Annotated in this window: 21 protein-coding genes; 12 read left to right on the top strand and 9 right to left on the bottom strand. The window is 34.8% G+C overall.

The window, feature by feature from the left end; translation table 11 throughout:
* Positions 1–100: 100 nt before the first annotated feature.
* From BP17_RS10470 to BP17_RS10460, 3 genes are all read left to right on the top strand, one after another.
* Positions 101–697: a polymer-forming cytoskeletal protein gene (locus tag BP17_RS10470; RefSeq protein WP_332248695.1), complete on the top strand. Its 597-nt coding sequence runs from the start codon at positions 101–103 to the stop codon at positions 695–697.
* A gap of 194 nt (positions 698–891) precedes the next feature.
* Complete coding sequence (locus BP17_RS10465; RefSeq protein ID WP_035054155.1) at positions 892–1,701, top strand: aldo/keto reductase family protein; 810 nt, start codon at positions 892–894, stop codon at positions 1,699–1,701.
* Between the two features lie 12 nt (positions 1,702–1,713).
* Entirely contained in the window at positions 1,714–2,154 is a 441-nt protein-coding gene (locus BP17_RS10460) for a VOC family protein (RefSeq protein WP_035054153.1), read from the top strand.
* A gap of 292 nt (positions 2,155–2,446) precedes the next feature.
* Here the strand turns inward: BP17_RS10460 and BP17_RS10455 are convergent, their stop codons facing one another.
* The 5 genes from BP17_RS10455 to BP17_RS10435 form a co-directional block, all read right to left on the bottom strand.
* Entirely contained in the window at positions 2,447–2,779 is a 333-nt protein-coding gene (locus tag BP17_RS10455) for an MGMT family protein (protein WP_035054150.1), read from the bottom strand.
* Positions 2,780–2,890: 111 nt separating this feature from the next.
* Entirely contained in the window at positions 2,891–3,514 is a 624-nt protein-coding gene (locus BP17_RS10450; protein WP_035055439.1) for an amino acid ABC transporter permease, read from the bottom strand.
* A 43-nt stretch (positions 3,515–3,557) separates the two neighbouring features.
* Positions 3,558–4,205 (bottom strand): amino acid ABC transporter permease, encoded by a 648-nt coding sequence (locus BP17_RS10445; protein ID WP_035054147.1) that lies wholly within the window; start codon positions 4,203–4,205, stop codon positions 3,558–3,560.
* Between the two features lie 65 nt (positions 4,206–4,270).
* On the bottom strand, positions 4,271–5,071 hold the full coding sequence (locus tag BP17_RS10440; protein ID WP_035054145.1) for a transporter substrate-binding domain-containing protein: 801 nt from the start codon (positions 5,069–5,071) through the stop codon (positions 4,271–4,273).
* A 21-nt stretch (positions 5,072–5,092) separates the two neighbouring features.
* Positions 5,093–5,821, bottom strand: coding sequence for an amino acid ABC transporter ATP-binding protein (locus BP17_RS10435; RefSeq protein ID WP_035054143.1), 729 nt, complete (start codon positions 5,819–5,821; stop codon positions 5,093–5,095).
* 592 nt (positions 5,822–6,413) lie between these two features.
* On the opposite strand from BP17_RS10435, the gene BP17_RS10430 reads away from it, so the two are divergent.
* The 4 genes from BP17_RS10430 to BP17_RS10415 are packed head-to-tail and all read left to right on the top strand — an operon-like array spanning position 6,414 to position 10,080.
* Entirely contained in the window at positions 6,414–7,826 is a 1,413-nt protein-coding gene (locus tag BP17_RS10430; protein WP_035054141.1) for a bifunctional metallophosphatase/5'-nucleotidase, read from the top strand.
* 5 nt (positions 7,827–7,831) lie between these two features.
* Positions 7,832–8,656 (top strand): YutD family protein, encoded by an 825-nt coding sequence (locus tag BP17_RS10425; protein ID WP_084676362.1) that lies wholly within the window; start codon positions 7,832–7,834, stop codon positions 8,654–8,656.
* Positions 8,657–8,686: 30 nt separating this feature from the next.
* On the top strand, positions 8,687–9,451 hold the full coding sequence (locus tag BP17_RS10420; RefSeq protein ID WP_035054138.1) for a TIGR01457 family HAD-type hydrolase: 765 nt from the start codon (positions 8,687–8,689) through the stop codon (positions 9,449–9,451).
* Positions 9,451–10,080, top strand: a complete 630-nt coding sequence (locus BP17_RS10415; protein ID WP_232219617.1) for a TIGR01906 family membrane protein — start codon at positions 9,451–9,453, stop codon at positions 10,078–10,080. Before BP17_RS10420 ends, BP17_RS10415 begins: the two co-directional genes overlap by 1 nt.
* A gap of 103 nt (positions 10,081–10,183) precedes the next feature.
* Here BP17_RS10415 and BP17_RS10410 read toward each other — a convergent pair whose 3' ends face one another.
* The 3 genes from BP17_RS10410 to BP17_RS10400 form a co-directional block, all read right to left on the bottom strand.
* Positions 10,184–10,690, bottom strand: coding sequence for a phosphatidylglycerophosphatase A family protein (locus BP17_RS10410; RefSeq protein ID WP_035054135.1), 507 nt, complete (start codon positions 10,688–10,690; stop codon positions 10,184–10,186).
* Positions 10,691–10,807: 117 nt separating this feature from the next.
* The gene (locus tag BP17_RS10405; RefSeq protein ID WP_035054132.1) at positions 10,808–11,800 is read right to left on the bottom strand and encodes an NAD(P)/FAD-dependent oxidoreductase; all 993 of its coding nucleotides are present in this window, start codon (positions 11,798–11,800) and stop codon (positions 10,808–10,810) included.
* 152 nt (positions 11,801–11,952) lie between these two features.
* The gene (locus tag BP17_RS10400; protein ID WP_035055430.1) at positions 11,953–12,456 is read right to left on the bottom strand and encodes a divergent PAP2 family protein; all 504 of its coding nucleotides are present in this window, start codon (positions 12,454–12,456) and stop codon (positions 11,953–11,955) included.
* A gap of 207 nt (positions 12,457–12,663) precedes the next feature.
* On the opposite strand from BP17_RS10400, the gene BP17_RS10395 reads away from it, so the two are divergent.
* On the top strand, positions 12,664–13,254 hold the full coding sequence (locus BP17_RS10395) for a peptidylprolyl isomerase (RefSeq protein WP_035054128.1): 591 nt from the start codon (positions 12,664–12,666) through the stop codon (positions 13,252–13,254).
* Positions 13,255–13,303: 49 nt separating this feature from the next.
* Here the strand turns inward: BP17_RS10395 and BP17_RS10390 are convergent, their stop codons facing one another.
* A complete protein-coding gene (locus BP17_RS10390) occupies positions 13,304–14,491 on the bottom strand; it encodes a MalY/PatB family protein (protein ID WP_035054125.1) in 1,188 nt (395 codons plus the stop codon).
* Between the two features lie 210 nt (positions 14,492–14,701).
* Here BP17_RS10390 and BP17_RS10385 point away from each other — a divergent pair, with 210 nt between their 5' ends.
* From BP17_RS10385 to BP17_RS10370, 4 genes are all read left to right on the top strand, one after another.
* The gene (locus tag BP17_RS10385) at positions 14,702–15,085 is read left to right on the top strand and encodes a CvfD/Ygs/GSP13 family RNA-binding post-transcriptional regulator (RefSeq protein ID WP_035054123.1); all 384 of its coding nucleotides are present in this window, start codon (positions 14,702–14,704) and stop codon (positions 15,083–15,085) included.
* A 53-nt stretch (positions 15,086–15,138) separates the two neighbouring features.
* On the top strand, positions 15,139–15,522 hold the full coding sequence (locus BP17_RS10380) for a hypothetical protein (RefSeq protein ID WP_035054121.1): 384 nt from the start codon (positions 15,139–15,141) through the stop codon (positions 15,520–15,522).
* Between the two features lie 132 nt (positions 15,523–15,654).
* A complete protein-coding gene (locus BP17_RS10375) occupies positions 15,655–17,001 on the top strand; it encodes a glucose-6-phosphate isomerase (protein WP_035054119.1) in 1,347 nt (448 codons plus the stop codon).
* A gap of 726 nt (positions 17,002–17,727) precedes the next feature.
* Complete coding sequence (locus tag BP17_RS10370) at positions 17,728–18,846, top strand: lactate oxidase (protein WP_035054117.1); 1,119 nt, start codon at positions 17,728–17,730, stop codon at positions 18,844–18,846.
* Positions 18,847–18,917 lie beyond the last annotated feature (71 nt).

The following is an 18,917-nucleotide window of genomic DNA, read 5'->3' as shown; positions in this document are numbered from 1 at the left end:
GTTGTATGCTATAACGGAAGGTATTAATACGGCAGAATTATTCTGAAAAAACTGTATTAGTAGTTTTGGAAACGCATAAAAAAATTGGAGGTAGGGAAATATGATGGTTAAATCAAATAAAAAAAGAGGTTTGTTTTTGGGAGTTTGTGCATCACTTATTATTTTAGCAGGTTGTGGCAATAACGACGAGGTAGCAGAAGATGCATCATCAGCTTCTTCAACAGTAGAAAGTGCAGAGATGGCTTCATCTACTACAGAAAGCGCAGAAGTAGTTACAACTGCATCAATTAGTAATGACCCTGAAGATATAATTACAGGACTTAGCGCAGAGGGTGCTTGGATTCATGCTATTACAGATGATGTTACTTTAACTGAAGATATTCTTGTATCTGGAACTTTCTATGATGGTGGAGAAGAAAGTGGAGATGTTTATCGTAAATTAGCATTGTATGCACAAGATGAAGACCGCAATGTAACAGATGAGTTTACTTTAACAGCACCAATGATGACTGTTGAATCTCCTAACTTTAGAATTCAAAACGGAACATTTGTTGGAGACGTTGTTGTATCAGCTGAAGGATTTGAACTTGCTGATTCAACAATTGAAGGAAATGTAACGTTTGATTCTCAAGAATTAATGGATTCTGCTAAATTAGAAGAAGGTACTATTACTGGAGAAACTACAGTTGCTGAATAAATAATACAATTGTTTTGAAATCTCCTGCATCTATTTTAATAGACGCAGGAGATTTTTTTGATTTCCACTTTTTATTGTTAAGCAAATAAAGATTTTCCCATCATAAAGATGCTTGAAACTTGACTTAAGTCAATTAAACTCCTTATTATTAGAGAGAAAAGCAGTTTAAGGAAATAGTAAAGGGGAACGAGCCGATGGAAACCATGACTTTAGCAAATGGACTTGCTATACCAGCAGTTGGAACGGGAACGAATACCTATGGTAAAGAGGGTAATCGATATCATGGAGAATTGAATGGAGATTTTAGTGCGTTAAGATCAGCTATAAAAGCTGGATATCGTTTAATAGATACCGCTATTTCTTACCGAAATGAATCAGGAGTTGGGACAACTATTCTTGAAAGCGGTATCCCTCGCAAAGAATTTTACATTATAACAAAAATTCCTGCAGAAGATGCTTATATTGGCTCAAAAGATTTAGTTGAACAAACTGTAATGAAGAGTTTAGAAAATTTGAAAACGGATTATATCGATTTATATTTGATTCATCATCCAATTAAAGATAAAGAGAAACTTAAGCATACATGGGAAGTTTTAGAATCATTTGTGGATAAAGGACAAATTAAGTCGATAGGTGTATCGAATTTTACTATTGAGATGTTGGAAGCTGTGCATAACTTTGCACGTATTCAACCAGCAGTGAATCAAATTCAATCGAATCCACATACATGGAATCATGAATTGATCGATTATTTGCTTAAAACGAACATTGTTCCAGTAGCTTGGGGACCGGTAAGCAAAGTCACTCCAGAGCAAATTGATAAGTTAGATAAGATTGCTGAAAACTATGGAAAAAATTGGGTACAGGTTCTATTACGCTATCAAATCCAAAGAGGCGTGGTAGTTATCCCCAAATCTCATACCGAGGAACACCAACTATCTAACTTAGAATTATTTGATTTTGATTTAACAAAAGAAGATCAATTTGTGATTGAATCGCTATGAGGAGGCTTTAAAATGAATCGAATCAATTTAGTTTGTTTGGGAGTAAAAAATATGGAAGCTGCGCTAACTTTTTATAAAAGAATTGGGTTTAAAACCCATGAAAAAGCTGATAAACCGGCTATTGTCTTTTTCAATAATCAAGGAAGTAAACTAGAGTTGTTCCCAATTGAAGATTTAGCCAAAGACATTAATGAAGCAGTTCCACCCATGATTCAGGAAAAAGGATTTAGCGGGATCACACTAGCTTGCAATGTGAGATCAGAGAATGAAGTGGATGAATTGATCGAACTCGTAAGGCAAAATGGTGGGAAGATCGTAAAAGAACCTGTGAGAGTTAGTTGGGGTGGATATAGCGGTTATTTTCAAGATATAGATGGTTATTATTGGGAAGTCGCCTACAGCTCCAGCTGGAAATTTGACGAGAATGATATGCTTATAATAGAAAATGTATAAAAATTAAATGAAACAGAAAATAAGACTCAGAAATAATAGAAGTTTGATAAAGAATCTTGTATCAACCTGTTAATAACTGTGTATAACCATAAGTAATGATATGAAAAAATAGACAATAGCAACTAATTGGCATCATTTTAATAGAACTTATCCACTGAAAATAGCTTTTTTGTGGATAAGTCGTTTCATATTGACGCCTATTTTATAGTCATCCACAGTATTCAATCAACCAGATATAGAAAAAGACTCAAGTTAACTCCCTTTCTGAAAAAGGTGAGTCGACTTGAGTCTTTTAAGGATCTTCTAGTAGCCAGTCAATCGTTGGATGATAACGATAAGTAGCTAAATCAATTTTTCCGGACGCGCTCAAAACAATGCCTTCCGATAGTAAGAAATCTTTTTGAGTAAAAGCTCCCTCAGAATCTTGGATTGCCACTTCGCCTTTAGCGTTGATGATGCGATGCCAGGGTAAGTTATACTTTAGACTCATAGAATGCAGGATGCGGACTACTTGTCTTGCTCCATGAGAGTTGCCAGCAAGAGTAGCTATTTGACCGTAAGTCATTACCTTCCCACTTGGAATCGATTGGATGATTTTGATCACTCGTTCTGTAAAGGGGGTCATAGAAAAGTCCTTTCAATTTTTTTAAATTTAAAAACTTATAGTTAGCGTAACCTAAAAGAAGATAAAATAATAGCCACTCACTAAAATTATTATTAGTGAGTGGCTATATGGTTATGTTAGTTTTGCTTCAAAACGTTTGGCAAATTTTGATAAAGCGTAACAAATGATAAAGTAGAAGAATGCTAAAGCAATAAACATTGGGATCACGTATGTGGTATTTTGACCATAGATGATCCGGGCGTTATGTGTTAACTCTGGCAAAGAAATAATTGTTGCCAATGAAGTATCTTTGATCAAAGAAATTAGTTGACTGACGATTGGAGGAACCATAGCTTTAAAGGCTTGTGGAATAATAATAAACCACAGCGTTTGAAGATAAGTCAATCCGGTAGAACGTCCAGCTTCCATTTGACCAGATGGGACAGAATTCAAACCAGCACGAATAATTTCTGAAAGCATAGCAGATTCAAAAATAGTTAATGCAGCTACTGCTGACCAGAAGATATCAAAACGAATACCGATTTGTGGTAAAGCAAAATAAGTAAAAAAGATAATTAATAGCAAAGGCAAATTACGGATTAAATCAATAATAGCCCCGACAATTTTCGAAAAAATGGGAATTTTCATATATCGGAGTAAACCTAAAATAGCTCCGACAATGAAACTAAAGACAATTGAAAGTAAAGCTACTTCTACTGTTACGAGAAGTCCATCCAGTAAGAAGCGGATATTCATCCATGAAAAAGCTTCTATAATAGTCAAATGATTTCTCCTCCTTTTAAGACGTTACATTTAAGCGACGTTCGATATAACTCATTAAATAAGTTAAAGGCAATGTGATAATGAGGTAAATTAAGCCAATTAAAATGTACGTGTCAAACGTATTAAATGTTTCGCTAGCAATTAAATCGCCTTGATACATTAGATCAAGCCCTGTAACGATAGCTAGAACGGATGAATTTTTTACCAAATTAATGAATTGATTGCCAAGTGGCGGAATTACAATTTTAAAAGCTTGTGGCAATACAATATAACGCATCGTTTCATTTTGGGTTAAACCGGTTGAAAGACCAGCTTCTGTTTGCCCTTTAGGGACACTCATGATTCCGGCGCGGACTGTTTCAGCAATGAAAGCAGAAGTATAAATTGTTAACCCAATTGTTCCAGCTGTAAATCCAGTAATAGAGAACCAGTATAAGGGAACTACTACGTAAAAGAACATTACAATGATCAAAAGTGGAATATTCTTGAAAAACTCTACATAAGAATTTGCCAAGATATTGATCAATTTATTTTTAGACAGTTGTAAAATAGCCATCAACGTACCAATGATCAAACTGAAAAATAAAGCAATAATACTTGAGTATAGTGTGTTTAGAAACCCAGTAATTAAGACATCTGAGTAGGTTGTTATAATTGTTAGCATAGGTGCACCTCGCTTCTTTATTCTTAGCAGTAAGTTCACTGCTTATCGGTGGATTGACAAAATAATCAGTCTATTTCAGAAATCCATTTAGCATAGATTTCATCGTATACACCATTGGCTTTGATTGTTTCTAGAGCTTCGTTAACTTTAGTTAAAAGAACATCTTGGCCTTTATTGATTGCAATACCATAAGGTTCTTGTGTAAAGTTGCCACCAGCTAGTCGGTAGCCAGGATTGTCGGCAATAATTCCTAGCAAAATAGCATTATCTGTTGTTATTGCATCCCCTTGTCCGGATTGCAAAGCGGTAAAGGCTTCAGAATAATTTTCTAGTTCTAAGACATTTGTTTCAGGAGCTAACTCACGAATATTTTGTGCAGAAGTAGATCCCTTAACCGCTAGAACAGTCGTATCAGTAGATAAATCAGCTAGACCTTGGATAGGACTGTCGTCTGGAACCAATAGTGCTTGGCCAGCATCAAAATAAACAGACGAAAAGTTAACTTGTTCTTTTCGTTCTTCAGTAATGGTCATAGTCGCAATAATAGCGTCAATATTTCCGTTCTTTAATAATGGAATCCGTGTCTTAGAAGTCACTTCAACGAATTCAGCATTAGCTGCATCGCCAGTGAGTTCTTCGGTGATAGCTTTAGCAATATCGATATCGAAACCTCTGATCTCGCCAGACTTAATATCATAAAGACCAAAAAGATTGGTATCCACTTTTACACCCCATGTAAGGGTTGGATTTTCTTCTATACGTTCTGTTATATCTACTGTAGCTGCACTCTGAGAACCGCAGGCAGCAAGAAAAAAGACTGGCAGGAGTAAGAGAAGAAAAAGAGAGGGCTTGTTTAATTTTTTCATCTGGAAATTCCTCCTATTAAATTAATGATTAATAATTTTACTTAAAAATTGTTTAGCACGTTCTTCTTTAGGATTTTCAAAGAACGGAACCGCTTCGCGATCTTCAAGGACTTCTCCATCGGCCATAAAAATAACGCGGTCAGCTACTTCACGTGCAAAGCCCATTTCATGCGTAACCACAATCATGGTCATGCCTTCTTTAGCTAATTTTTTCATAACGTCTAGCACATCTTCAATCGTTTCAGGATCTAGAGCACTGGTTGGCTCATCAAACAATAAGACGTCAGGATCCATCGCTAATCCTCTAGCAATAGCGATACGCTGTTGTTGTCCACCAGATAATTTAGAAGGGAAAGCATCTTTTTTTCCTAGCATATTAACTTTTTCTAAAAACTTCTCAGCATCTTTTTGAGCTTCTTCTTTAGAATGTTTCAATACTTTCATTGGTGCTAGCATAATATTTTCTAAAACCGTTTTATGTGGATAAAGGTTAAAGTGTTGGAATACCATCCCAACATTCTTACGAATCTCATTAATATTCGTCTTTTTATCATGGACATTTTGACCTTCAATCAATAATTCTCCTTCAGAAATTTCTTCCAAACCATTGATACAACGCAACATGGTACTTTTACCAGAACCAGAAGGCCCGATAACAACCACTACTTCACCTTTTTTAAAGGTAAGATTGATGTTCTTTAAAGCTTGAAAATCACCATAATACTTTTCAACATTTTTAAATTCAATCATTTAGACACACTCCTTGTTTTCTATAGTTAGGTAGGTAAATTAAGAACGACGAACAGAGAAAACCTTTGCCTATTCTTAATAGGGAGAAAAAATTTTGAGCAATAAAAAAAGCTTAGAACAGATAAAGAGATTTCTAATGCTTGTCGTAGTTCTAAAGAGTATTCTATTTTTTATAAAGTAACGGTTCTTAGTAAAAGAGATTCAGTTTTTCCCAACAACAGAGTTAAACAGAATGAGTGACCACGCTATTTACTTAATTTATCAAGTTAAGAAACTTTAGGATCAGGTAAATTGAATGAAGTACTAAATATCTTTATAAGTTATGAAGACTCTTTTTTAGTAGAAATATGAGTAAGAAAATAGTTAATCTTTAACATGGCTTTAAATGAAATGTTGTAGCATTGAAAATTTTATCATTAAAGAAGATTCTTTGCAAATTATTTCGGATTTACTCAACTCATTACTGGGCTGTTTGAGTCTATTTTGTGTTAATTTGAATCGGCTAGTATTTCTTCTATAATACACAAGATATTTTTTTTGAAGATTGGTATAATAAGAGTAGCATAAATTTCTGAGATAAAGGATGAAGCAAATGGAACGTATCCATATTTATCATACAAACGATATTCATTCTCACTTTGAAAATTGGCCGAGGATCTCTGCCTATTTGCGAGAAGAGTATAAACGATTGGAACAAGAAAATGAAACGGTATTTTCATTTGATATTGGAGATGCTTGTGATCGCGTCCATCCTTTGACAGAAGCTACTGATGGAAAAGCTAACATTCTTTTATTAAATGAAGTGAAATATGATGCAGTAACGATTGGAAACAACGAAGGTATTGGGAGCTCAAAAAAACAATTGAGCCATCTATATGATGAAGCCAATTTCCCGGTTGTAATCTCAAATTTATATGATTATAAAACAGGATACCCTCCTGAATGGGCAAAAATGTTTCATATTGTTCAAACAAAATCTGGGCATAAAATCGGTCTATTTGGTTTAACGGCGCCTTTTCCCACCAGTTATAAACCCATTGGATGGAATGTTAAAGACCCCGATGAAGTAATAGGTGATTTATTGGAAGTGTTATCTCCTTTAGTCGATTCTGTTATTTTATTATCTCATTTAGGAATTGGTGAAGACCAGCGAATTGCTGAGATGTATCCTATGATTTCTGTCATTATTGGTTCGCATACGCATCACCTATTGCCAAATGGGCGAAAAGTGCGAAATACTTTGCTAGCCGCTGCGGGGAAATTTGGTCAATATGTGGGTCATATTGAATTAGAAATCGATGGAAATAGAATCATAGCAGCTGAAGCAACAGTCAAAGAAACGGCAACAATAAAACCACCGAAAAATGAAAAGTGGATAATTGAAAGCTATGAGACAAAAGGGCATCAATTGCTCAATGAACAAGTAATTGCTACGATCCCAACTAACTTTTCTGTGAATTGGCAAGGCAACTCTGAGTTAGTTACGCTAGGATTAGAAGCTCTTAAGGAATATGCACATACAGATGCTGCTATTTTAAATGCTGGTTTGTTTATGCAGCCGTTAATTGAAGGAACGGTCACGAAAAATGAATTGCATGAGATTTTACCACATCCTATGCGTATCTTAAGGTGTACATTAGATGGAGAAAATTTGATTCGTGTTATTTATGAAATGGAAAAGAATCGCTTATTTCTAAGGAATTTCCCAATCAAAGGAATTGGATTTAGAGGTAAAGTTTTTGGTGAAATCTGTTACAATGGAGTAACCTATGATAAAATGACCGGTGAAGTCAAGTGGTTAGATGAACCAATAGATGCATCTAAACAATATACCTTTGCTACAGTAGATCATTTTATGTTTATTCCGTTTTTTCCTACTATTGAGATCACGGGAACGAATGAAGTATTATTTCCCTATTTTATACGAAATGTCTTAGGACAATATTTAAAAAAACATTACCCGGCAAATCAATTAACTGAATCAATGGATAAAGAAAGCAGGTGAACGTGATGACAAGCGAAAACGAAACAACTAAAGAACAAATGCATGATAAAACACAGTCTAAAAAAGAGGCTCATTCAAAAAAACGACCGGCTAAACCAAGGCCAAAAAAACGTGTAAGGGAAACAAAACCATTTGTGCTCGAAACAGAAGTGGAAAGTGATACAAAAGAGCTGACCAAAAATACAGTAGACAAAGAAGTCGATGAATTGATTAAACCGGTTGAAGAACCGGTGGTCAAAAGAATTGATGCTACAACGATTATGATAGAAGATAAGAAATTTGAAATTGTACAGGACTACCGAGAGGCTTTTGATTCGGAACGACTGGGTGAGCGCTACAGCGAGATTTTAAACAAATACGATTATATCGTTGCGGATTGGGGATTTGAACAATTGCGGCTGAAAGGGTTTTATGATAACCGTAATCGAAAAGTACCACAAGATCAACGTATTGCAAATCTGCAAGATTATTTGTATGAGTATTGTAATTTTGGCTGTCCTTATTTTGTTTTGCAACGAGTGGATGACAAAAAAGAGCGGACTGCAACTAGTAAACCTAAAAGACGCAGAACACAAAAAAGTAAGAGTCCTACAAATGAAAAAGTAGTTAAACAAGGTCAATCAAAAAATATAGCTTCAAAACAAACCGAAACAGTTAATTCAAAAAAATCATCTGATAGAATGAAAGCAAAAAAAGATTTTGTCAAAAAAGAAATTTCACCAGTTGAAAAATCAATTGAAAAAAATTTTTCAAAAGAAACAGTTGAAACTGTGAAAGATGCTAAAGGGAAACGCCAATACAGTATCCGTCGTAAAGTGGTTCCAAAATAAACTAATGAGAATAAAGGTTGGGTTAAGTAAATGAAGTATAAAGGGTATTTGATTGATTTAGACGGTACGATGTATTTAGGAAAAGAACCGATTCAAGCAGCTTCACGGTTCATTAAAAGACTGCAAGAAAATAAAATTCCTTATTTATTTGTGACAAATAATTCTTCTAAGACACAAAAAGAAGTTGCCGATAATTTGATTCAAAATTTTGATGTTCAAACCTCTGAAGAAGAAGTGTATACAAGCTCATTGGCTACTGCTGATTATTTGACTTCATTAGGTGGAGGAAAAAAAGTCTATATTATAGGAGAAACAGGTATCAGAAGTGCTTTGGAAAATGCAGGCTTTATTGAAGATGAAGAGAACCCGGATTACGTGGTTGTAGGGATCGACCGACAAGTTACGTATCAGAAGTTTGAAACGGCTACTTTAGCTATTCATAAAGGCGCTCGTTTTATTGCAACCAATAAAGATACTAATCTACCGAGTGATAAAGGGATGGTACCTGGTGCTGGTTCGTTAGTGGCTTTATTAGTGTCAGCAACCAAGGTTCAACCGACTTTTATAGGCAAGCCAGAAGCCATCATCATGGAGGAAGCCATTAAAACGATTGGCTTAACAAAAGAAGAAGTCATTATGGTAGGCGATAATTACGAAACAGATATTTTAGCAGGAATCAACAATGCTGTCGATACTCTACTAGTATTGACAGGCTTTACTTCATTAAATGATTTAGAACTTGTGGAAAAACAACCGACTTATTTATTAAATTCCTTGGATGAGTGGGTGTTTTAGTGAAAGAGAAATTTTTGCACTTTATAGGAATAATTTGTTTGTTCTTGTTTATTGTATCGTTTTCGATTGCACTAACGATCAATTTGACACCATTATATGGTTTTGATATCAATTATTTAGGGATTTCTGAAAGTATTGGTTTATCAAAAGAAACATTAATGGAAAACTACCGGGTATTATTAACCTACTTGAACTTACCTTGGGTAACCGAGTTAAACTTTCCAGATTTTCCGAGTTCAGAAAGTGGCTTATTTCATTTTTATGAAGTCAAACGACTCTTTATACTCGACTATGTAATTGCTTTGGTTACTGCTGTAGGATCTTCTTTTTATCTTTACTACATCAAAAAGAATCAGCTTTTTTGGAAATTGGTTCGTCCATTCCAAGTAGGGATAGCTGTTCCGTTTGTTGTACTATTTATGATAGCCGTTAGTTTTGATCAATTATTTGTGGCTTTTCATAAGTTGTTTTTTAATAACGATGATTGGTTGTTCAATCCGTCTACGGATCCAATTATTTTAGCATTACCTGAAACATTCTTTATGCACTGTTTTATATTAGCTTTCGTGTTGATTGAAATTCAAATTGTTTTTGGCTATTTTTGTGCTAAAAAGCAAGCTTTTAAATAAAATAAGCGAAACTTCCAAAGTAAATACTTAATTAAGAAGTAAAGGAGGAGGTCGAGACAATGTAATGTCTCGACCTCCTCCTTTTTATTTTTGCGTAGGGAAATTATTGAGTGATACCACTTTTATCTGGTTGAGTATGTGCTAAACGACTAGCAGCTGCAGCTGCAATAGCTCCAACAATATCATCCAAGAAAGTATGGACTTTATTTCCTTCGTGTTTATTTAATTTGCCTAAGATACCGGGTTTGATTTTGTCAATGTATCCGTAATTTGTAAAACCAATCGAACCATAAACGTTTACGATAGAAAGAGCTAAGATCTCATCAATTCCATAAAGCCCTTCATCATCAACAATGATATCTAGTAAAGGGTTCATTAACTGCTTATCTTCTGCTAAAATATCCAATTGAATTCCTGTAAGGATAGTATTTTGAACTTCTCTTTTTTTAAGAACAGCTTCAACATGTTCCAAACATAATTCAAGACTTAAATCATTAATGTAAGATTGTTGTAAAAACATGACCAATTCAGCAATGTCTTGTAGTTGAACGCCACGTTGATTTAATAATTCTAATGCTTTTTCATGTAATTCAGTTGTATCTTTTACCATTTGAATCCCTCCATTTTAAGTATAGTTTGATTATACTGGAAAGCAGATTAAATAACGTGCATTAACCATTTGAATCTAAGAAAAGAAATTCACTTATTTTTTAATAAGCGTATCAAATCAAAAAAGACTCGTACTGTGCATAGGCTGTACTCGCTCATCTGGATTGATGTAACTCATGGCATTATTGACAGCAGTCGGAGCTTCTCCGAATCCGGTAGCGATCAATTTGATTTTCCCATCATAGATACAAATGTCTCCTGCTGCATAAATACCAGGTACTGTCGTTTCCATTTTAGTGTTAACTGGGATTTCATTACGGGTTACAGCAAAACCCCATTTCTTCATTGAGCCAATAGAAGAAGTAAATCCATAATTGATTAAAAAGTTATCAATTTCAAGTTCTTTCTCGTTTTCTCCTCTAACTTCTTTTAAATGAACCGATTGAATCTGAGGATGTTCTCCTTTAATAGCGACTGGAATATAAGGGGTAATCACTTCAACATTCGAATCTTCTAACAAAGAAACACTATGTTCTAACGCTCTAAAATTATTCCTTCTGTGAATCAAATACACTTTTTTAGCAATAGGTCCAAGAGCTAAGGCCCAATCTACCGCAGAATCGCCTCCACCGCAGATAGCTACAGTACGATCTTTAAATTGTTCAATATTGTTGACATAATAGTGTAAAGTTTTGCCTTCATAATCTTCTGCATGATCTAACTCTAATCTACGAGGTTGAAAAGCTCCATTTCCAGCAGTTATAATAATGGCTTTTGAATAATGAATCGATTTTTTAGTAGTTAGCTCGAAGATTCCAGTATCATTTTTAAAGACATCAATAACTTCTTCTTCTAAACAAATCGTCGGATCAAAACGAGAAATCTGAATGGAAAGGTTGTCAATCAATTCTTGTCCTTTAATGACAGGCAGTGCCGCGATATCATAGATATCTTTTTCAGGATACAACATACTTAGTTGTCCGCCTAATTGAGGCAAGCTTTCAATTATTTTTACTTTTGCATTTCGCATACCGCTATAAAAAGCAGCGAACATGCCAACAGGGCCTCCACCAATAATAGTAATGTCGAAGACTTCTTTAGTAATAGTCAAAACGAACTTCCTCCAATCGTATACTCTTGATTCAAATTATTTTAAAATATAGTACATTGGACATAAGTAGGTATGTATCCAATAAAAATAGTCCTTTAACTGTGAGCCTCTTTCAAGACAGCTAAAAGGACTAATAAATAAAGCTAAAACAATCATAAAAGTGAAAAATAAGTCAACACAGCTCGTGTTGCAAAAGCTACTATAATACCTGTAAAAATGCCAAAGAAAACTTCAATTGGTTTATGACCAAGATATTCTTTCAAATGTCGTTCTTTTTGCTCATTAACAAGAACGGCTGATTCATGGGAAAGTTTGACGACCTTTTTTCTTAACATGTGAAAATCAACCACTAATTGATTTAATAAGATTCCTTGTTCGCCACTTTGTCTACGAACACCCATGGAATCAAACATAACAATAACACCAAAAGTACTTGCTATAGCTACAAAAGGAGAAGCAACACCATATTGTAAAGCTAAAGCGGTGATAAGAGCTGATACAGCAGCTGAATGTGAGCTTGGCATTCCACCAGTAGAAGTAGCTAAAGCCCAAGTTGTTTTTCTTTGTAAGAGAAAAGCTACTGGGATTTTAATGATTTGTGCAAATGTAATAGCTGTAAAAGCCGCAATAAGCGGGAAATTTGTTAAAATAAGCATCATGTACCATCCTTTTAAATAATTCAATATTATTCTCCTATCATACCATGAAACGAACTTTTCTTTGACAAATAATGTTTAGGAAAGAAAAAAAAGCAGCAAAATAGTTATTTATTAGTTCTAGAGGTGAAAACAACTAAAAAAATAGCAATGCACGTAAGAATTCGGTATGATAGAGAAGTAACTATAAAATAGGAGGACGATAAAATGTCTGAATTTCCACAATTATCAAAAGAAGTAGCAAATAATGAAAAAGTTGCTACGCTTAAAACAACTATGGGTGATTTGAAAATAAAATTGTTCCCTGAAGTTGCTCCTAAAGCTGTAGAAAACTTTGTTAAATTAGCAGAAAGTGGATACTACAATGGAATTATTTTCCACCGTGTTATTCCTGATTTCATGATTCAAGGCGGAGACCCAACTGGAACCGGTATGGGTGGAGAAAGTGTCTGGGGAAGTGCTTTTGAAGATGAATTTTCAGACAAAGCATATAACCTTAAAGGTGCTCTTTCTATGGCAAATGCAGGTCCGGGTACAAATGGAAGTCAATTCTTTATTGTATCAGCTTCTCAAACACCTGCAAACATGGTAGGTCAACTTGAAGCTGCTGGTTACCCTGTAGAAATTGTTGAAGCCTACAAAGAAAATGGCGGAACACCATGGTTAGACAACCGTCATACTGTTTTTGGTCATGTAATTGAAGGCATGGATGTTGTCGATGCGATCCAAAGTGTAAAACGTGGACCTCAAGACAAACCCGTAAATGATATTGTCATCGAAAGCATTGAATTAGCTTAATATAAATAGAAAAAACGACGATTGAGGAAAAACTCAATCGTCGTTTTTTCTATTTGTAACTAGTCGGATGGTCAAAAGCACACTTTATACGATTTAAACCTTCAACAACTACCTCATGGGGAGCAGCAAAGTTTAACCGCATATATTGTGATCCAGTTGGACCATAAGCTGAGCCAGCGTTTAAACCAATTTTCCCAACTTGTGCAAAATGATGCGTCAATTGTTCATCAGGAATGCTAAGCGTAGAGCAATCAAACCAAAATAAGTAAGTTCCTTGTGGTGTCATATAGGAAACGCCAGGCAATTCTGCATCAAAAAAAGTACAAATAGTAGCTAAATTGGTTTTTAAATAAGCTAAGAGGTCCTTTAACCATGGAGCCCCTGTTGTAAAAGCTGCTTCTGTAGCTGCATAGCCAAATGTATTGATGCTATTTTGTTCTGTCTTTGCTTGAGCTAATACCAAGGCATTTCGTAACGTTTCGTTTTGTACGAAGATCATTGAATTCTTAATGCCAGCTAAATTAAATGTTTTAGTAGCTGCCGTGAGTGTTATGACAAAATTTTTATATTTTTCACTAATAGCTACAACAGAGAAAAAATCCTCAGGTTGGTATACAAGATCGCCGTGGATCTCGTCGCTACATAAAAGAACTTGATAATTTTGACAAAGATCTGCTAGTTGAATTAATTCTTGTTTTGTCCAAACCCTTCCTCCGGGATTATGTGGATTGCTCAAAATAAATAATTTCACTTTCTCTCGTTTAAACTGCTGTTCTATATCTGCGAAATCTATCTTAAATTGGCCATCTACAATAAGTAATGAGGACCGAATCACTTTTCGGTTATTCAGTGTCACCATAGATTCAAATGGATTGTAAACCGGATCATGGATCATTACGGCATCTTGTTCATTTGTAAAGGTTTGGATTAATAATGCAATGCTTGGAACAACTCCAGGAGAAAACAAAATATCTTGAGCGGTCAAAGATACGTTATGATGCTCTTTTTGCCAGTCAATAATAGCTTGATAAAGGGAGTCAGGAGGAAAAGCGTAACCCAATATCCGTTGATCTACTAATTCTTTCAAAGCCTCTAAAATCATGGGGGGATTTGCAAAATCCATATCGGCTACCCACATAGGTAAAATGGATTCCTCGCCAAATATTTTTTCTGAATAGCCCCATTTGACACTGTTTTGTTCATGTCGATCAATAAGTTCATCAAAGTTCCAATCCATGCACTTAATCCTCCGTTCAAAATTTAGTCATCCTCATTTCATTTAGTATACTAATAAACCTAATAGATATCTAATAGCATTGCAGTGATTCTATAAATCAATCAAAGTAACTTTTAAATGAAAACGTATTCTGGAGACGTATGGTTATTATTTGTGCTAAAATAATATTATAATAAAAATAATTTAGAAATGGATAAGTGAGGTGATAGGATGAGGTATAAAATTGGCATGGTCATTAAAGGCAAAATTACTGGAATTCAACCTTACGGGGCATTTGTTTCTCTTGATGAACAAACGCAAGGGCTTATCCATATCTCAGAATGCAAGCATGGTTTTGTTAAAGAATTAAGTGAAGTACTGGCAGTCGGGAACGAAATTGAAGTAATGGTGCTAGATATTGACGAATACACAAAAAAAATCAGTTTGTCTTTAAGAGCGCTAGAAGAAAGCACGACATTTCAATATCATTCTAAGAAGAGACGAAAGTATCACGATAAATTTGGAATACTAGGTTTTGACACTATAAAAGAGTCAATACCTAAATGGATAAAAGAAGCAAAAGAAGATGAAAAAAAGCATGTTTTAAAAAAATAAGGGACCTATTGTAAAAAAAAAGCGTTTAAAACTATAGGCAGAGGTGTTAACTAATGACAGAAAAAAGATGGGTAGCTGGGACGATAATGGCAAAAAGACCAGATGGAAAATATGTTTTTTTAGTAAAAAAGGGAACTGAAATGGATTTTCTTACTACTACCGAAATCAATAGTACTAAAACAGGTCTAGCTTGCATCTTAGATAAACTAAAAACTATTTTACCGATTGAAGCATCTGATTTGAAATTATATGAACTGACAAATGCAATAGTTAATGACAATCGTATCCCTTTATTCGTTTTTGAACTGCTCAATGAAGAAGTCAATCAAAAACTACTAAACGAAAGTAATGACAGCTCGCTGTTTTGGCAGCATTCTGCTGAACTTACAAAAACGCTGGAAAGATGGCAAATCTCTGGAGTACCACAATTTAATTAAGATGACCCTTAGCGGTATTTCTCATTTGCGAAATGCCGGTTTTTTCTTGCTTTTTTTTACTAAAACAACTAGAGTTAAGGAGTATAAGAATAGTAATTCTATTCTTTAAAACAATTAATTGGAGGGATTTACGTGGGTCACATTAAATTCGATTATTCAAATATTGAAAATGTTGTACAGCCTCATGAATTGACAAACTTACAACAACAAGTTACAACTGCAGACGAAATGTTGCGCAAAGGAACTGGAGCAGGTAACGAATACCTTGGTTGGATCGACTTGCCAAAAAATTACGATAAAGAAGAATTTGGACGCATTAAAAAAGCTGCTAAAAAAATTCAAAGTGATTCAGAAATTCTTGTTGTTATTGGAATTGGAGGATCTTACTTAGGATCAAAAGCTGCAATCGACTTCCTAAACCATTCTTTCGTTAATTTACTTGATAAAGAAGCTCGTAAAGCACCGCAAATTCTTTTTGCTGGAAACAGTATTAGTTCAAGCTACTTACACGATTTGATTCAAGTCATTGGAGACCGTGATTTCTCAGTAAACATCATTTCGAAATCGGGTACAACAACTGAACCGGCTATTGCTTTTAGAGTATTTAAAGAATTGCTAGAAAAAAAATATGGTTCAGAAGAAGCAAAAGCACGTATTTATGCTACTACTGATAAAGAACGTGGAGCTTTGAAACAAGAAGCAAATGCACAAGGCTATGAATCATTTATCATTCCTGACGACGTCGGCGGACGTTTCTCCGTTTTAACAGCAGTTGGTTTATTGCCAATTGCAGCTAGTGGAGCAGATATTGATCAATTGATGAAAGGTGCTGCAGATGCGTCAGATGCATTCTCTAATGATAAAATCGAAGAGAACGATGCTTATCAATACGCTGTATTGCGTAACATCTTATACCGTAAAGGAAAAGATACTGAAATTTTAGTTAACTATGAACCATCATTACAATATTTCTCAGAGTGGTGGAAACAATTAGCTGGAGAATCAGAAGGTAAGGACCAAAAAGGAATCTATCCTTCAAGTGTAAACTTCTCTACTGATCTTCACTCAATGGGTCAATACATCCAAGAAGGACAACGCAATATTTTTGAAACAGTTATTAAAGTTGCTAAACCAAAATTTGATATGGCTATTCCAACTACTAAAGAAGATTTAGACGGATTAGGCTATTTAGAAGGAAAAGGTATTGATTACGTAAATACCAAAGCTTTCCAAGGAACCCTTTTAGCACATACTGATGGAGATGTACCTAACATGATTGTAACTATTCCTCAACAAGATGCTTATACATTAGGTTACATGATGTACTTCTTTGAAATTGCAATCGGCTTATCTGGTTACTTGAATGGTGTAAATCCATTTGATCAACCAGGTGTGGAAGCATACAAGAAAAACATGTTTGCTTTATTAGGAAAACCAGGATTTGAAGAATTAGGTAAAGAATTAAACGCACGTCTATAATCAATTAGAAAAAATCAGCAACTAGTAAAAGTCTTAACCACTCGTTCTTCTATTCTATAGAATAGGAAAAAGAGTGATTGAGGCTTTTTTTTATAATAATTTAACTCTTTTTAGTACAATAAGTAAACTTTTTCTGGAATAGACGGGTTTGCTTGTTGAGCCATGGGGATCACCTGAAGTTTGAAAACAATAGTCTTAAGGTTTCCAAGCCTCAATAAAGCGTAATCGCTGAATTCTTAACGCTCTGTTAGTCGCATTGAATCCAATGCACGGCTACAAGGAAATCCTATTCCTCCAGAATTTTAGGTATGTAATTAAATGAAATGAAATCTAGTAACACTAAAAATGATAGACCCTATATCTAGACCAAAAATTAGATATCCAAAACTCTCAGGCTATTGAAGTGTGAGAGTTTTTTTCTGTGGCCTATTCTATTTTAGTTGGTTTTGAAAGGAGTGCATAATCCAATCAACAATAAGAATTAACTTGTAACATATCCATATTAATATAAATTATGTTTTGTAAGTAAATTCAAATATGATATAGTAAGTATATTGAAGCGCTTACTTGGATTATAAAGATTTTCAAGATGGTATGTCCTGAATTTCAATTGTTGTTACAAGTATTGTCGTTAGACTAGCGCTGTTAACAATATCAATTACAAATTTATTCATTTAATTTGTTTTTAACTCTAAAAAATAATACTTAAAAGGATGGTAGAAAATTATGGCAGATGAACAAATTATTAAATATGATGCACCCTCAATAGAACAAGAAATCGAAGTTGTGAGTACTTATCGACTTGAAGATAAAGCTAGGGAAGTAGTTCCTAAAGGTGGTTTTGATTACATGTCTGGGGCTTCTGGAGATGAATTTACCTTAAAACAAAATAAAGAAGCTTGGTCTCATAAAGGAATATTACCTCGCGTGCTAGCAGATGTTGAAAACCCGGATACATCAACTTCTATTTTGGGACATGAACTTAAAGTGCCTTTCATTATGGCTCCGATTGCAGCTCATGGTCTAGCTCATGTAACTAAAGAAGCAGGAACCGCTAAAGGAATCTCTGAATTTGGAGGTACAATCATGTCGATCAGTGCTTATTCAGGAGCATCTTTTGAAGAAATTGATAAAGGTTTAAACGGCAATCCTCGTTGGTTCCAGATTTACATGAGTAAGGATAATGAAATGAATAAAAATATTGTAGATGAAGCGAAAGCGGATGGTGCTACCGTAATCATCTTAACAGCAGATGCAACCTTAAGCGGTAATCGTGAAAAGGATATGTTGAACAAATTTGTTTATCCATTTGGTATGCCTATTGTGTCTCGTTACTTGACTGGATCAGGTAAAAATATGTCTTTAAATAATATTTATGCTCAATCAAAACAAAAAATCAATCCTGGAGACGTTAAGTTTTTAGCTGAATATTCAGGATTGCCAATTTTTGTTAAAGGGATTCAAACTCCTGAAGATGCTGTATTAGCAATTGGTGCAGGAGCAGCCGGCATTTGGGTATCAAACCATGGTGGTCGTCAATTAGATGAAGCGCCTGGTTCATTTGATACCTTGGCTGAAATTTCTAAAGCAGTCGCCGGTCGTGTCCCGATTGTATTCGACAGTGGAGTTCGTCGTGGAGAACATATCTTCAAAGCTTTAGCAAGCGGTGCTGATATTGTTGCTGTAGGACGCCCAGTTTTATACGGATTAGCACTTGGTGGATGGAAAGGTGTCAAATCAGTTTTGGAATATTTTGAATCAGACTTGAAACGTGTAATGCAATTAGCTGGAACGCAAACAATTGAAGACGTAAAAAGTGCTCACTTGTTTGATATGAAAAAATAAAATCTTGGTTAAAAAAATGCTAGTGCCTGTTAAGAAGGGCGCGGGCATTTTTTTGAGCTTAGCATCAGTGG

It is taken from the genome of Carnobacterium pleistocenium FTR1 (assembly GCF_000744285.1).
In the GTDB taxonomy this organism is placed as follows: Bacteria; Bacillota; Bacilli; order Lactobacillales; family Carnobacteriaceae; genus Carnobacterium_B; species Carnobacterium_B pleistocenium.
Note: the sequence above shows the minus strand (reverse complement) of the source record. Positions and strands in the feature narration are given on the sequence as shown.